Origin of the sequence: Mucilaginibacter sp. Mucisp86, from assembly GCF_047324315.1 — a bacterium.
Classification (GTDB): Bacteria; Bacteroidota; Bacteroidia; order Sphingobacteriales; family Sphingobacteriaceae; genus Mucilaginibacter.
On sequence record NZ_CP168503.1, the window covers coordinates 5,467,001 to 5,482,891 of the forward strand.

General features: G+C 41.9%; 11 protein-coding genes. All 11 read left to right on the forward strand.

What is annotated here, in order from left to right:
• Positions 1 to 3: 3 nt before the first annotated feature.
• The 11 genes from ACEN9X_RS22985 to ACEN9X_RS23035 all read left to right on the forward strand — a co-directional run bounded on the left by ACEN9X_RS22985 (position 4) and on the right by ACEN9X_RS23035 (position 15,879).
• Positions 4 to 1,227, forward strand: coding sequence for a nucleoside permease (locus tag ACEN9X_RS22985; protein WP_413667343.1), 1,224 nt, complete (start codon positions 4 to 6; stop codon positions 1,225 to 1,227).
• A gap of 26 nt (positions 1,228 to 1,253) precedes the next feature.
• Positions 1,254 to 2,147, forward strand: coding sequence for a hydroxypyruvate isomerase family protein (locus ACEN9X_RS22990; protein WP_413667344.1), 894 nt, complete (start codon positions 1,254 to 1,256; stop codon positions 2,145 to 2,147).
• Between the two features lie 51 nt (positions 2,148 to 2,198).
• On the forward strand, positions 2,199 to 3,074 hold the full coding sequence (locus ACEN9X_RS22995; protein ID WP_413667345.1) for a sugar phosphate isomerase/epimerase family protein: 876 nt from the start codon (positions 2,199 to 2,201) through the stop codon (positions 3,072 to 3,074).
• An 18-nt stretch (positions 3,075 to 3,092) separates the two neighbouring features.
• Complete coding sequence (locus ACEN9X_RS23000; protein ID WP_413667346.1) at positions 3,093 to 3,863, forward strand: DUF1080 domain-containing protein; 771 nt, start codon at positions 3,093 to 3,095, stop codon at positions 3,861 to 3,863.
• A 499-nt stretch (positions 3,864 to 4,362) separates the two neighbouring features.
• Positions 4,363 to 8,553: a two-component regulator propeller domain-containing protein gene (locus tag ACEN9X_RS23005; RefSeq protein WP_413667347.1), complete on the forward strand. Its 4,191-nt coding sequence runs from the start codon at positions 4,363 to 4,365 to the stop codon at positions 8,551 to 8,553.
• A 79-nt stretch (positions 8,554 to 8,632) separates the two neighbouring features.
• The gene (locus tag ACEN9X_RS23010; RefSeq protein ID WP_413667348.1) at positions 8,633 to 9,367 is read left to right on the forward strand and encodes an NIPSNAP family protein; all 735 of its coding nucleotides are present in this window, start codon (positions 8,633 to 8,635) and stop codon (positions 9,365 to 9,367) included.
• Positions 9,368 to 9,658: 291 nt separating this feature from the next.
• Entirely contained in the window at positions 9,659 to 10,906 is a 1,248-nt protein-coding gene (locus ACEN9X_RS23015) for an efflux RND transporter periplasmic adaptor subunit (protein WP_413667349.1), read from the forward strand.
• Positions 10,907 to 11,208: 302 nt separating this feature from the next.
• The gene (locus ACEN9X_RS23020) at positions 11,209 to 12,666 is read left to right on the forward strand and encodes a TolC family protein (RefSeq protein ID WP_413667350.1); all 1,458 of its coding nucleotides are present in this window, start codon (positions 11,209 to 11,211) and stop codon (positions 12,664 to 12,666) included.
• A gap of 86 nt (positions 12,667 to 12,752) precedes the next feature.
• On the forward strand, positions 12,753 to 13,418 hold the full coding sequence (locus tag ACEN9X_RS23025; RefSeq protein ID WP_413667351.1) for an ABC transporter ATP-binding protein: 666 nt from the start codon (positions 12,753 to 12,755) through the stop codon (positions 13,416 to 13,418).
• A 23-nt stretch (positions 13,419 to 13,441) separates the two neighbouring features.
• Entirely contained in the window at positions 13,442 to 14,668 is a 1,227-nt protein-coding gene (locus ACEN9X_RS23030; RefSeq protein WP_413667352.1) for an ABC transporter permease, read from the forward strand.
• Positions 14,669 to 14,694: 26 nt separating this feature from the next.
• Positions 14,695 to 15,879: an ABC transporter permease gene (locus tag ACEN9X_RS23035; protein WP_413667353.1), complete on the forward strand. Its 1,185-nt coding sequence runs from the start codon at positions 14,695 to 14,697 to the stop codon at positions 15,877 to 15,879.
• The last annotated feature ends 12 nt before the right edge of the window (positions 15,880 to 15,891 follow it).

Genomic DNA, 15,891 nt, shown 5'->3' on the forward strand with positions numbered 1-15,891 from the left:
TTCATGACCATAGGGATAAAATCAAAGCTATCGTTCATGATGTTCCTGGAGTTTTTTATCTGGGGCGCATGGTTTGTAACTTTAGGTACTTTTTTAGATAAATCGCTTCACGCTACAGGTGCACAGTCTGGCGAAGTTTTTTCAACACAATCATGGGGCGCTATCATTGCTCCGTTTATTATTGGCTTAATTGCCGATAAATATTTTAATGCTGAGAAGATATTAGGTGTGCTTCATTTAGTGGGCGCTGCATTAATGTATCAAATGTACTCTGCTACTGATGTTTCTGTATTTTATCCCTATGTGTTAGGTTACATGATATTGTACATGCCAACGCTGGCGTTGGTAAACTCGGTGTCATTTAACCAGATGACCGACCCCGAAAAGGAATTTTCATCAATAAGGGTTTTTGGTACAGCAGGCTGGATTATAGCCGGTTTGCTTATCAGCTTTGTTTTTCATTGGGATTCCCCCGCTGGTATAAGCAGAAACATGCTGAAAAATACCTTCCTTATGGCTGGTATAGCATCAGCTGTTTTAGGTTTGTTCAGTTTCACGCTGCCGGCAACCCCGCCAAAGGTTGCTAAGGGCGAAAAGGTAAGCATCAGCCAGATGCTTGGCTTAGATGCCTTAAAATTACTTAAGGATACAAACTATGCTATCTTTTTTGTTGCCTCTATTTTGATCTGTATCCCGTTGGCATTTTACTATCAAAATGCCAATAGCTTCCTTACTGATATTAAGATGGATAATCCAACCGGTAAAATGACCATCGGCCAGATTTCAGAATTATTGTTCCTGCTTTGTTTACCAATTTTCTTTAAAAAGGCCGGCTTTAAATGGACAATACTTGTTGGCATGTTGGCCTGGACTGTGCGTTATGTTTTATTCGCCTACGGTAACGCAGGTGATCTGAGCTTTATGCTGCTTATTGGCCTGGCATTGCATGGCGTTTGTTATGACTTTTTCTTTGTATCAGGGCAGATTTATACAGACTCGAAAGCCGGTGTACAATACAAAAGTGCCGCACAGGGTATGATTACTCTTGCTACTTATGGCGTGGGTATGTTGATTGGCTTTTACGTAGCAGGAAAGATATCTGATAGCTATAATAGTCCCGCAGGTCACGATTGGAAAATGATTTGGCTGATACCGGCTTCTATCGCTGCTGCGGTATTCCTGTTATTCTTCCTGTCGTTCAAAGAAAAAAAGGGTGCAACCCAATAATTACCAGCTCAAACCAAAATATAACCATGGCATCAAATCAAAACAGGCGTTCGGCTATTAAAAGCATGATCGCGGGCACGGCGGCAATTGGCGCGTCGGGCGTATTATCTTCATTTACCACCGAAAACGAAAAAAATATGCAGGCGGATAATAAGCTAAAAGGCAATATTAACCATGCAGTATGCCGCTGGTGCTATGGTGATTTTACCGTAGATCAGCTTTGTGCTGCTGCTAAAGATATCGGCATAAAAGGTATTGATCTTGTAGGCCCTTCAGATTGGCCAACTCTTAAAAAATATGGCTTGTTCTCATCCATGTGTAACGGTGCCGAAATTAACCTTACCGATGGTTTTGGCGATAAACAGTTTCACGCCAAGTTACATGAAAACTATACTAAAATGATTCCGTTGGTAGCTGAAGCCGGTTACAAAAACCTGATCTGCTTTAGCGGCAGCCGTCGCGGTAAAACCGACGAGGAAGGCTGGAACAACTGTGTTGAAGGCCTTAAGCCAATGGTTGCCCTTGCCGAAAAGCATAATATAATACTGGTAATGGAACTGTTGAACAGTAAAATTGACCATAAAGATTACCAGTGCGATAGAGTAGAGTGGGGAGCAGAGCTTTGCCGCAGGATTGGTTCTGAACACTTTAAACTGCTTTATGATATTTATCATATGCAGATTGACGAAGGCGATGTGATCCGTAACATCCGCGCAAACCACCAATACATTGCGCATTACCATACCGGCGGTGTTCCGGGCCGTAACGAAATTGACGAAACACAGGAACTTTACTACCCGGCCATTATGCGCGCCATAGTTGAGGTAGGGCATAAGGGCTTTGTGGCCCAGGAATTCATTCCGAAACAAAAAGACAAAATAGCTTCGCTTAAAAAGGCGGTGCATATTTGTGATGTTTAAACCTTACATCACCTTATCACTCTAAAAAGCTAAACAAACTAAAACAAATACATGACAACCAGAAGAACATTTTTAGCACAAGCCGGACTAATTGCTGCCGGTGCGGTTATTGCACCTAAATTGGTATCGGCGAAGGCTTCAAATAAAGTGGGCCTGCAATTGTATAGCCTGCGCGATCAATTGCCCAAAGATGTAAAAGGTGTTATTGCACAAGTAGCAAAAGCCGGTTATAATGAGGTAGAAACCTTTGGTTTTAATAAAGAAACCGGTTATTGGGGATTAAAAGGCAAGGAATTTAGCCAGCTTTTAAAGGATAACGGCTTAACAACGCCAAGCGGTCATTACGGCCTGGACGAATACTTAGGCTCAGGTAAAACTGATGACCTGAACGCATACATTGAGGTTGCCAATACTATTGGTCAATCACATATCATTATACCCGCATTAAACCACAGCTTTATTAAAACGGTTGACGACTGCAAAGGCGTTGCCGAAAAAATGAATAAGATTGCTGAGATTCTGAAAAAATCGGGCTTGAAATTAGGTTACCATAACCACAATTTTGAGTGGGCACCTGTTGGCGATACTACTTTTTACGATGTGGTGTTAAACAATACCGATCCTAAGCTGGTAGCCATGGAAATGGATATTTACTGGGTAGTACGTGCCGGTAAAAATCCGGTTGAAATTTTTGAAAAACATCCGGGCCGTTTCAATTTTGTACATGTTAAAGACAGGGATAAAACCAATGCCGAACTGAATACTGAGATAGGTAACGGTGATATCGACTTTAAAACCATATTGGGTAAAGCTAAACTTGCGGGCATTAAGCATTTTATTGTTGAGCAGGAAAACTATACCAATATCGATCCGTATGTGAGCATCGCAAAAAGTGCTTCATATCTGAAAAATACGCTTCACGTTTAAACCAATTATTTTAGAGAGATGAAATATCCATTAATATTAACCGCCCTTTTAGCAGGGAGCTGCTTCATGGCAAATGCGCAAAACGCTAAACCAGAGGATACTGAAATTTGGGAACCAATTCCTAAAGTAGTTACACCCGGTAAAAACTTAGGCGATGCCCCTTCAGATGCTATCATCCTGTTTAATGGCAAAGGCCTTGACGAATGGGTTTCTGTTGAAGATAAAACCCCGGCCAAATGGTTGGTAAAAGGTGATGTACTTACCGTAAACAAAGCTACCGGTAATATCGAGACCAAAAAAAGTTTTAACAACTATCAACTGCATATAGAGTGGAAAGTACCTGCAAACATTACAGGCAGCGGACAGGCCCGCGGTAACAGCGGTGTATTTCTGGCCTCAATAGGTAAAGGTGATGCCGGTTATGAGTTACAGGTTTTAGATTCGTACGAAAACAAAACCTATGTTAACGGCATGGCAGGCAGCTTGTACAAACAGGTGATCCCATTGGCAAACCCAGGCCGCAAACCCGGCGAGTGGAACGTTTATGACGTTATCTGGACTGCCCCTGTATTTAACGAAGACGGTTCATTAAAATCGGCAGCAAGGGCTACTGTGTTCTTTAATGGTGTGTTGGTTGAAAATAATTTTGAGCTGCTTGGCCCTACACAATACATAGGTAAACCATCGTATGAAGGTAAAAAACATGGTGCTTCACCAATTAAATTACAAGCTCACGGCGATAAAAGCGAGCCGCTTAGCTTCCGTAATATTTGGGTAAGAGAACTGTAAGCTATATAGCTTTTCTGAAATTATAATAAGCCTTCCGGTATCTGCCGGGAGGCTTTTTTGTGGTGTGTACAGTGTGCTATCGGCGGATATCCTATAACGGGAAATTTCCACACGAATACTTTTCAAATCTTCCACAATTAATCGAATTACACGAATCTTAAATTACATAAAATCTATTAATTGATTGATAAATAATATTGATAAACAGGTTGTTAGCTTTAAGCTTTGTGCATTCGGCTTTAAGCTTAACTAATATCAAATAAAACTCGTGTAATTCGATTAATACGTAAAAATTAGTGTGAAATTTTTTTATTCATCATTTTTTAATCTGCTCCTGATTATGGCTCTCGCTTAATACTGTACCTGTTTTGTTTCTTTTTTTTGCCTATTTTAAACTTATAAATAATATAGCCGTATAAGTTAACTATAAGCCATTTTGTTTCTCTTTTTAAGAGACAGATTTTTCCGGGATCATTAAAACTCAACGCAGACTGTTATTGTGAATATCTATAAATATTTGTTTGTTGTGGTTGCCTTATTGGTTGCCCAAAATGGGTTTTCGCAGGATAGGAACCTTAAGTTTGAGCATATCGGTACCCGGGAGGGTTTATCTCAAATTAACGTAAGCTCCGTAATTCAGGATAGCCGTGGCTTTATGTGGATAGGCACCCGAGATGGCCTCAACCGTTATGACGGGTATGGCTTTGTGATCTATAAACACAGTATCCAGGATGACAATTCGCTAAGCAGCAACCTGGTATCGGATATTGCTGAGGATAAAGATGGTAACATATGGCTGGCAACACTATTTGGCCTGAATAAACTTGATCGTAAAACGGGAAGGTTTGTACATTATTTTCATGACAGCGCCAATCCTAACAGCATCTCAAGTAACCTTGTAAACCGGCTGATATTTGATCATGAGGGTATTTTATGGGTAGCAAGCCAAAAAGGCGGGCTCGACAGGTTTGATATTCCTGCAAATAAGATCACCCATTATAAACATAGCGATACAAATTCATCTTCATTAAGCGACGATGATGTAACAGCACTAAAAGAAGATTCAAAACATCAGTTATGGGTTGGCACCCTTGGAGGGGGGCTTAACCTATTTGATCGAAAGACCGGAGCCTTTACCCGGTATCAAAATAAGCCGGGGATAGCTACCAGTATTTCCGGAACCTATGTAAGTTGTATTTATGAAGATAACTCTGGCCGGCTGTGGGTTGGTACGGAAGATGGTGGCCTTAATTTATTTGCTCCGGAAACAGGTACATTTAAGCACTATCTCCATAACGATAAAGATGCGAACAGCATTTCTGGCAATACCATTTTGTCGTTAAGTATGGATCTGAATGGTAAACTCTGGATAGGTTCGGAAAATAATGGCGTTAATATTCTTGATCCGGTTACAGGCAAAATAACAAACTATAAGCACGATGATATTGACAGGGGAAGTTTAAACGGTAATTCGATCTATAGTATTTGCCGCGACAGGATGGGTAATATGTGGCTTGGGGCGTTTAGCGGGGGCATTAACCTTTATAAGCGCAGCACCGAAAGTTTTTCGCATTTCAGGCATAACTCATCGCCCCAAAGCCTGGCTAATAATTTTGTACTTTGTTTACATGAAGATCAGAATGGTAATATTTGGGTAGGCACCGATGGAGGAGGGGTTAACGTGTTTAACAAGGACGGTACTGTTAAGCATTTTGTAAATGATCCTGCAAATCCTAACAGCCTGATAGGGAATTATATATTAAACATTACCCAGGATTTTAGGGGCGATTTTTGGATGGGGACCTGGGCTTACGGTTTGTGCAGGTACAGTCCTGGCACCGGTAAGTTCACCTACTTTAAACACGATGACTCAAAGCCCGGCAGTTTAAGCAATAATAATATTTACGCCCTCACCCATACCCGCGATCACCGCACCTGGGTAGGCACCTATAACGGAGGCCTTGATTTATTTGACGAAAAGTCGGGGACATTTTCCGCGTTTCGTTATGATCCTAATGATCCTAAAAGTATCAGCAGCGACAGGGTATACGCATTGCTTGAAGATCATGACAATAACTTTTGGGTTGGCACTTTTGATGCCGGGCTCAATTTGATGGACAGGAAAACCGGAACCTTTACCCGTTTTCAGCACGATGAAAAACGCAACAGCATCAGCAATAACAGCATCCCCGATTTGTTTGAGGATAGCAAAGGCCGTATTTGGATAAGTACACTTTCCGGCCTCAACCTGTTTAACCCGGTCACTAAGCATTTTACGGTATTCACCACAAAAAGTGGCTTACCAAGTGATGTAATATATGCTGTGCGCGAAGATAAGCTGGGTACTATTTGGGTAAGCACAAACAATGGTTTATCTAATTATGATCCGGTTAGGCACACCTTTAAAAATTATACTATTGAAGACGGTTTGCAGGACGAAGAGTTTAAGTCGCATTCGGCGCTGCAGACAAAGGAAGGCAGGATCTTTTTTGGAGGGATTAACGGATTCAACTCTTTTACTCCCCAGCAGATTTTAAAGCCATCTGCCTTTATGCCGCTGGTGATCACCAATTTTCAATTGTTCAATAAAACCGTAAAAATTGCCCGCGATAAAGATGATCCCTCGCCCTTAAAGCAGGATATAAGCGATACTAAGGCAATTAAATTATCATATAAACAATCGGTAGTAACCTTACAGTATGCGGCGCTCGACTACTCTTCGTCTGATAAAAAGAATTATAGCTATATACTCGAAAATTTTGATACAGAATGGAATAACGTTGGCAGCCGCAATACGGCATCTTACACCAATTTGCCGCCGGGCGAATACACCTTTAAACTAAAATATCAAAATACGTCGGGGCTATGGTCCCCGCCTACAACTGGCTTAAAAATTACTATTGTGCCTCCGTTTTGGCTAACGTGGTGGTTTAAGTTGATAGCGGCAGCAACTATAATTGGTTTGATATATTTTGTTTATGCCTACCGTGTTAAGTTTTTAAGGGCGCAGAAAACAGTGTTGGAGCGGCAGGTAAAAGAACGTACCGAAAGCCTGGTAAAAATGACAGCTAATGAGCGACTGGCCCGGGAGGCTGCAGAAGAAGCACGTGAGGAAGCCGAAAGTGCTAATAAAGCCAAGAGCATTTTCCTTGCGACTATGAGCCACGAAATTCGTACCCCTATGAACGGGGTTATTGGTATGGCAACGCTACTGGCCAGTACCAGGCTTACAAGCGAACAGGAAGAGTATACCGAAACCATAAAAAATTGCGGCGATGCCCTGCTAACCGTTATTAATGATATCCTCGATTTTTCTAAGATTGAATCGGGCAATATGGAGCTAGATGAGGAAGATTTTGACCTGCGCGACTGCATTGAAGGTGTTTTGGACGTTTTTGCCGAAAAGGCTTCGCGTTTAAATCTCGACCTCGTTTATCAGGTTGAGCATAATGTACCGGTGCAAATTATTTCCGATTCGATACGCCTTCGGCAGATCCTGATTAACCTGGTGGGTAATGCTGTAAAGTTTACAACCCAGGGCGAGGTTTTTATAAAAGTTGGGGTGAAAGCGTTAAAAGGCGATGACCTGGAGTTGATATTTAAAATAAGGGATACAGGCATAGGTATTGCCGACGATAAACTGGAACGTTTATTTAAACCGTTTTCGCAGGTTGATTCAAGCACAACCCGTAAGTACGGCGGCACCGGTTTAGGTTTGGCTATCAGCGAAAAACTGGTGAAGTTGATGGGGGGCGAAATTAGCGTACAAAGCGAAGTTGGGAGAGGGACCACCTTTTCGTTTACTTTAAAATCAAAAGTGGGGCAAAAAGTAAAACGCAATTACGTTTACCTTAACCTCGCCGAACTTGAAAATAAGCGGATCTTATTTGTTGATGATAATGCTACCAACCGTGATATTATTGATACCCAATTGCGGCAGTGGAAGTATGACCCTGTAGTTGTGGCATCGGCAACCGAGGCGTTGAAGGTGCTTAACCAACAGGACGAGCCTGTTGATCTTTTGATAACAGACATGAGCATGCCCGAAATGGATGGCCTGGAACTGGCTAAGGAGGTAAAACAAAAATTTCCTGAAATACCCATTGTGTTGCTAAGCTCCATTGGCAGCGAACAAAGCAAACGGGAGGATAATGTCTTTAACGCGATACTGACTAAGCCTACCAAGCATAATCTTTTACATAAACATATTGTTGAACAATTAAAGGCCGGCAGCGGGATCAAAACAGAGTATAAGCCCGCACAAACAGCTTTTTCAAAGGATTTTGCTAAAAATTACCCTATGAGTATTTTGATAGCCGAGGATAATTTAATAAACCAGAAATTGGCTATACACATGCTAAGCAAAATGGGCTATAGTGCAGATATTGCCGAAAATGGCCATGTTGCACTAAATGCTATGGTAGCAAAGCACTACAACCTCATTTTAATGGATGTACAGATGCCAGATATGGATGGCCTGGAAACAACCCGTTTTATCCGCAGTAATATGCATGACCAGCCGGTAATTATTGCCATGACTGCCAACGCTATGCCCGAAGACAGGCAGGCATGCATGGATGCCGGTATGAATGATTATCTGAGCAAGCCCATGAAACTTTCTGATTTAACGGAAATGCTTGAAAAGTGGGGTAAATATATAAACGGACTCAATAAAGATTTACTGAATTGATTTATATTTACTCCCCAAACATCCCACCATTATGAACCTTTTTTTTAAATCGTCTGTCGCTTTTTTTACATGTTTATTGATGGTTACTATAGCGTTGGCAAAAGCGCCAGCACGTAATTATTATCAGCTTAAAATATATCATTACAAAACACAGGCCCAGGAAAGCACAATTGAAAAGTATTTACAGCAGGCCTACATACCTGCGTTGCATAGGGCTGGCATTAAAAATGTTGGTGTGTTTAAACCTATAAGCCAGGTTGATACTGCAAAGCTGTTATACGTATTTACGCCTTTTCAGTCATGGGATAGGTTAATGGGGATTGATCAAAAGTTGCAGGCCGATGCAGCATATCTTGCTGATGGTAAGGATTATATTGATGCGGCCTACAACGAACAGCCATATACCCGGTTAGAAACTATTATATTACAGGCTTTTCCAGGAATGCCTTCAACAGCAGTTCCAAACCTTACCGCTAACAAAGCTGATAGGGTTTACGAGTTGCGCAGTTATGAAAGCCCTACCGAAAAATACAATGTAAACAAGGTAACTATGTTTAATGTAGGCGATGAAATAGGTCTTTTCAAGCGCCTTGGTTTCAATGCTGTTTTTTATTCGGAAGTTATTGCAGGCAGTCACATGCCTAATTTAATGTATATGACCACCTTTAACAGCAAAGAGGATAGGGACAAGCATTGGGATACCTTTGGCAAAGATGCCTACTGGAAAACACTTTCTGCCAAAGCTGAGTACCAGCATAACGTTTCTCATGCTGATATTATCTTTCTTCGCCCGGCAGATTACTCTGATTTTTAGGTTGCTGGCAGGTTCAACTTATGGACTTGCATCAGAGGTGCAAAAGGTTTGCAGCTTCTAAGTGAATTACATTTTTAGTATGCCAGAGGTATACAACATCTCCGCCTGGAACAGCTCAACGGTAAAAAATAAATCAGCGCCATCAACGCAATCAAAAATCAATCAACGGTCGATATTGAAGATTTTGTCCGATATCGATCACTTTTTGAAAATTATAATATCATAATTTATTTATAATCAATGATTTAATATTGGTATAGCTCTTGCAAAACTTTATCCAAATTTATCATAATGGATAAGGAAATTGCACTTGAAGTTACTACTGCCAAACGCAAAAAAACAGCGCTGGTCATCATTAGCAGCATAGCTGTTTTGGTGCTTGCTGTGATGCTTTTGCGGGGATATATTAAATCAACCATCACCCGGGCCGAAATAACAACCGCCAGGGTTGAAATTGGCAATATAGAAAATACCATAAACGCTACCGGTGAGGTGTTGCCGGAGTTTGAAGAAATCATCACCAGTCCGATAAATGCATCGATCAAAAGCGCGCTGATGGACGCGGGTAATAAGATCAAAGCCGGGCAATCGATATTAACGCTAGATAAATCGGCTACCCAAACCGATTATGAAAAACAAAAGTTTCAGCTCGAAACCAAACGCACCGAGATCAGCAAACTCAAACTTGATCTGAATAAAAGCTTCTACGACATCCAATCAAATAACGACATTAAACAGCTTCACATCAGCAACCTCGCCGATGCGGTTGAAAACGCTAAACGCCTGTACAAAGCCGGCGGCGGCACCCGCGAAAATATTGAGCAAGCCGAACTGAACCTGAAAGTTGCCCAGCTTGAAAAAAAGCAACTTGAAAACGAGATCAAAAGCAAACAACAAACCATGCAGCTGGAGATTAAGGAAGCTGAAATAGCTGCCGATATTCAGCAAAATGATTTGAAAGAATTACAACGCAAGCTTAATCTGGCAAATGTAGTTGCGACACGAGCGGGCGTCATCACTTACGTAAATAAAAACATCGGCGCCAACATTCAGCAAGGAGAGACCCTCGCCCGCATTGCCGATTTAGGCAGTTTCCGGATCCAGGGTAGTGTGTCTGATAACGTGGCCGATCAGGTTCATAGCGGCCTACCAGTTATTGTTCGAATCAATGATGATCAATTGCGCGGACATGTAAGTAATGTATCCCCATCGATACAAAACAGCATAGTTTCTTTCGATGTACAGCTTGACGACAGGGCGAGCAAACTGCTCAGGCCTAATATGAAAGTAGATGTTTTTTTGGTAACGGCCACACACAGCAAAATCATGAGGGTAGCCAACGGTCCGGCGTTTAAAGGTCCCACTGTTCAGGACATCTTTGTGCTTAACAATGGCAAAGCCGAGCGGAGAACGGTACATATTGGCCTCACCAATTTTGATTATGTGGAGATACAAAGCGGGGTGAAGCAAGGTGAAGAGGTTATTACATCGGATATGAGCGAATACAAAAACTCGAGGGAAGTAACGGTAAAGAATTAGAAAGGAAATCGGAATTGCTCGGTCGGTTGGAAATGTTAGTTAAAAAAGCCATGTCATTGCGAGGAGGTACGACGAAGCAATCTCGTAGCTATACAGATCGGACATGCATTGGCTACGAGATTGCCGCACTACGCTTGTAATGAAGTGCCTCTGCCGCTGTTGGTGTTGTCACCAATAGCTCTACGTCAGGCTTTCGAATACGACTTTCCGTGATTATGAAAATCATTGGGGTAAAAGTTGTTGGTGACAACACCAACAACAGCAAAGAGGGGGGCTGGCTGTTTATTTAAAAGGATATTGTCATGAAAATACTATACATCATATTATTACTAACCATAAGCACAGCAGCGTTCGGCCTGAGCAGCAGCGATACGCTCAGGCTAACCCTGCAGCAGGTGGTTGAGCTGGCCAAGGCCAACTCCATAGCCGCCAAACAGGCCGCTACCACGCGCGAAACCAAATATTGGGAGTATCGCACGTACAAATCAAACTATCAGCCGCAACTGGCGTTAAGCGGTATTTTACCGGGGTATACCAAAACATTTTCGCAGGTACAGCAGCCCGATGGTACGATACTTTTTCAGCCTATTCATAATGATAATTCGCAGTTAAGGCTTGATTTCAGCCAGAGTATCGCAGCCACCGGTGGCACCATTTTCGGCACTACACAGTTGCAGCGTTTTGACGATTTTGACAGGCACAATGTATTGTATAACGGCATTCCTTATGGTATCAACTACGCGCAGCCGCTGTTTCAGTTCAATAGCCTTAAATGGGATAAAAGAATTGAGCCTTTAAAGTTTAACGAAAGCAAGCAGGCTTATATCGAAGCCCAGGAAAAGATAGCGGTTGACGTGGAAGGTTATTTTTTCGACCTGCTGCTGGCCCAGGTAAACCTTAAAATGGCAGAAACCAATTTGGCCAATACCGAAGGGATCATCAAAATAGCCAACCTGAAATACGAGTTAGGGAAAGTGTCAAAAAACGATATCCTTCAACTGCAGCTGGAAAAGATCAACGCGCAGAAAGCAGTGGGCACAGCCAGGCGTGATGTGGAAATCACTACGCTTACGTTGCGCAGTTTTATAGGACAGGCGGGAGATGACAGGATAGTTTTGGCAGTTCCGAAAGATATCAATAATATGATTGTCTCATCGGATAGGGTACTTGCCGAGGCTAATGCTAACCGGTCGGCAGCTATCGCTTTTTCACGCCGCCTTGCCGAAGCTAAGCGCGATGTAGCCAGGGCCAAAGGGCAAAACGGCCTTACAGCCACGCTCACCGCTAGTTTAGGCTTTTCAAATACGGCAACCAATATTCCGGATGTATACAAGAACCCTCAAAACCAACAGGTGCTGGAACTGCAGCTATCGATACCGATATTGGATTGGGGCAGATCGAAATCACGGGCTAAAACAGCCCTGGCTAACCAGAAGCTTACAGAATACGCCGTTGAACAGGATAAACAGACTTTTAAGCAGGAGATAGTTACCCAGGTGTCACTCTTTAATATGATGAAGGAACAACTGGTTTACACGGCCAGTGCTGATAGTATTGCGGGCGAAAAATATAAGATAGCCCGTGAACGGTATGTGCTTGGAGATCTGAGCATAACAGATCTTGGTATCGCATTCCGCGAAAATGACCAGGCCCAGCGTGATTATGTAACCGCCCTCCGCGATTTTTGGGGAGCTTACTATCAGTTGCGTTATCTGTCGCTTTACGATTTTGAAACAAATAAGAAAATCACTTATAACTAAATCAATAATTCAATAACCCGATATCAATCCATAACCCATAAAAAATCACTAAATCACTAATTCATTAAATCAATAATTAACCTCTCATGATACGTTTACAAAACATTGAAAAGGTGTACCGCACCGATACCATCGAAACCCTGGCCTTGAACAGCGTAAGCCTTGATATTGCCAAAGGCGAATTTTTATCCATTATGGGCCCTTCGGGCTGTGGAAAGAGTACTCTGCTCAACATTATGGGGCTGCTTGATGCGCCTTCAAAAGGCAATATCCATATTGACGATCAGCAAACAGCTGGCATGAATGATAAACAGCTGGCACAGTTCCGCAATAAAAAGCTGGGTTTTATTTTTCAAAGCTATCACCTCATTAATGACCTCCAGGTGCTTGATAATGTGGAGCTGCCCTTGCTTTATCGCGATACTACTGCCAAACAACGCCGCCAGCTGGCAGCCGAAGCGCTGGAAAAAGTTGGCCTGGCTAATCGTTTAAAACATTTCCCTACGCAGCTTTCAGGCGGTCAGCGCCAGCGTGTGGCTATTGCAAGAGCTATTGTAGGTAAGCCCGAAATTATTTTGGCCGATGAGCCAACCGGTAACCTGGATAGCGCTATGGGCAACGAGATTATGGAAATCCTGCTTAATCTTAACCGCAACGATGGCACTACCATAGTAATGGTAACGCACGATGAAAATATGGCCCACAAAACCCATCGTTTGGTGCGCCTGTTTGATGGCGCGCAGGTTCAGTAATTAACTGGTTTTAAATTAAAATTATGCTTAAAAATTATTTTAAAATAGCCATAGCGGTGTTAAAGCGCCGCAAGTTTTTCACGTTCATCAGTTTGTTTGGGATTAGCTTTACCTTAACTATACTGATGGTTTTAACTGCGTTTATTGATAAAGTGGTAGGTGATACTTATCCGGATAAAAAACGCGACAGATCATTATACATTAACCGCATCCAGGAATCGGGTAAAGATAATTTGCAGTCGAGCACATTATCATATTACTTTTTAAGCCACTATACAAGTATGTTGAAAACACCGGTAAAGGTTGCCATATCATCAGCATTTAACGGTACCAATACCTACGTTAACAATAAAAAAATAGCAGTAAATTATAAATATACCAATGCCGAATATTGGGATGTGCTTGATTATGATTTTACCGAAGGTAAGGCATTCAACGGCCAGCAGGTTACCAATGCTGATCGTGTAGCGGTAATATCTGAGGATATGAAACGGGAGTATTTTGGAGATGCACCCTCGGTAGTTGGTAAATATATCGAAGCGGATAACGTAAGCTACCGGGTTATAGGTGTAGTTAAAAACGTACCCATAACCGATTATATGCTTTACAGTGATATCTACCTGCCTTACACCGTTTCCAAAGCCAATTATAAAGATAAAGGGTACATGGGTGGATATATGGGGATTTTATTGGCTAATTCAACGGGCGATGTACAAAAGATGCGTGATGAGTATGAAAACCTTATGAAAAGGGTACCGGTTGAAAGAAAGGAATTTACCCATCTGTACAGCCATGCCAACCCGTTTTTGGCGGCTTATCTTGATACAGGTAATGAACAGCATTCCGGGGTGTCTATAGCGCTTATGGCCATAAGCGTGTTTGTTTTCATATTTACCCTTTTGCCAACGCTTAATCTGATAAATATCAACATCACCCGAATTATGGAGCGCTCTTCAGAAATTGGGGTACGTAAGGCTTTTGGCGCATCATCCAAGACATTGGTTTACCAATTTATTGTCGAAAACCTGATCCTTACCTTGTTGGGGGGCGTTCTTGGTGTTGCTTTATCGCTGCTGGCACTTTATGTTATCAATAACGCCAATTTGATAGCCAACCTTGAGTTAAGCATCAATTTTACAGTATTAATTATAGGCCTGCTGGTATGCCTTGTTTTTGGTTTATTATCAGGCGTGTATCCGGCCTGGCGCATGTCAAAACTGAATGTGGTTATGGCACTTAAGGCTCAGTAAAATATTTATCATTAATTAAAAATATTATGTTTAAGCATTTATTTAAACTCATCTGGAATAAAAAGAAGCAGAACTTCCTGCTCATGACCGAGATGCTGGTGTCATTCCTGGTACTGTTTGCGGTATTTACGCTGATGGTTTACTATTATAGCAATTATAAAAAGCCCATGGGTATTGAATATCAAAACGTTTGGGTCATAAACTACGGCAATGCATATCAAACAAAAAATATCGATTCACTTAACCTGTACTATGAAACGTTAAGAAAAACAATAAAATCATTGCCGCAGGTGCAGGAAATAAGCTTTGTAAGCGGCAATATCCCATTTTCTCAACAGGTTAATGAAAGTGCCTTAACCTTTAACGGAAAGCACGTTAACCATTTAAATAATTTTACTGTTGAAGACGGTTACAAAGACGTGCTTCAGGTGCAGTTGCTTGAAGGCCGGTGGTTTAACAAGCAGGATGCTGTTGCCAAAAACAAAAGTGTTGTAATTGATGCGGCATTAAAGGAGGCAACTTTTGGTAATGAACCGGCTGCGGGTAAACTTTTTGGTAATGATAACGATAAAGACAGGTTAAGAGTAGTTGGCGTAATTCAAACGATAAAAAGGAACGGCGATTATGTAAATCCAGGCCCCGGGCTGTTTTTCAGAACTGATACTGGGTCGTTTCGCTGGCTTGGTAAAATCCTGGTTAGGGTAGCTCCGGGTACCGACGCAACCTTTGAAGGTAAACTCTACAAAACAATGGCCAATTACATGAAAAATTCAAATGTAGAGATCGAGCACCTCTCCAACAAGCTCAAGGATAGTAATTATTTTGCATTGGTACCCATGATCATATTGGGTATTGTAAGTGCATTTTTGGTAATTAATGTTGCGCTCGGGTTATTTGGGGTATTGTGGTATAACATCAATAAACGCCGGGGCGAAATCGGGCTGCGCAGGGCAATCGGCGCTACCGGTAATTCAGTGTCATCACAATTGGTAAGCGAATCCATGATCCTGGCTACACTTTCACTTATTATCGGGGTGTTTTTCGCCGTGCAATTTCCGCTGCTTAATGTATTCGACCTGTCTGCCGGTATATATATCGGAGGGATGCTTTTATCAGTGCTGTTTGTTTACCTGTTAGTGCTCATTTGTTCACTTTACCCTGGCAAACAGGCTGCGGCTATTTATCCCGCTGTTGCTTTACACGAAGAATAATTACGATATTGA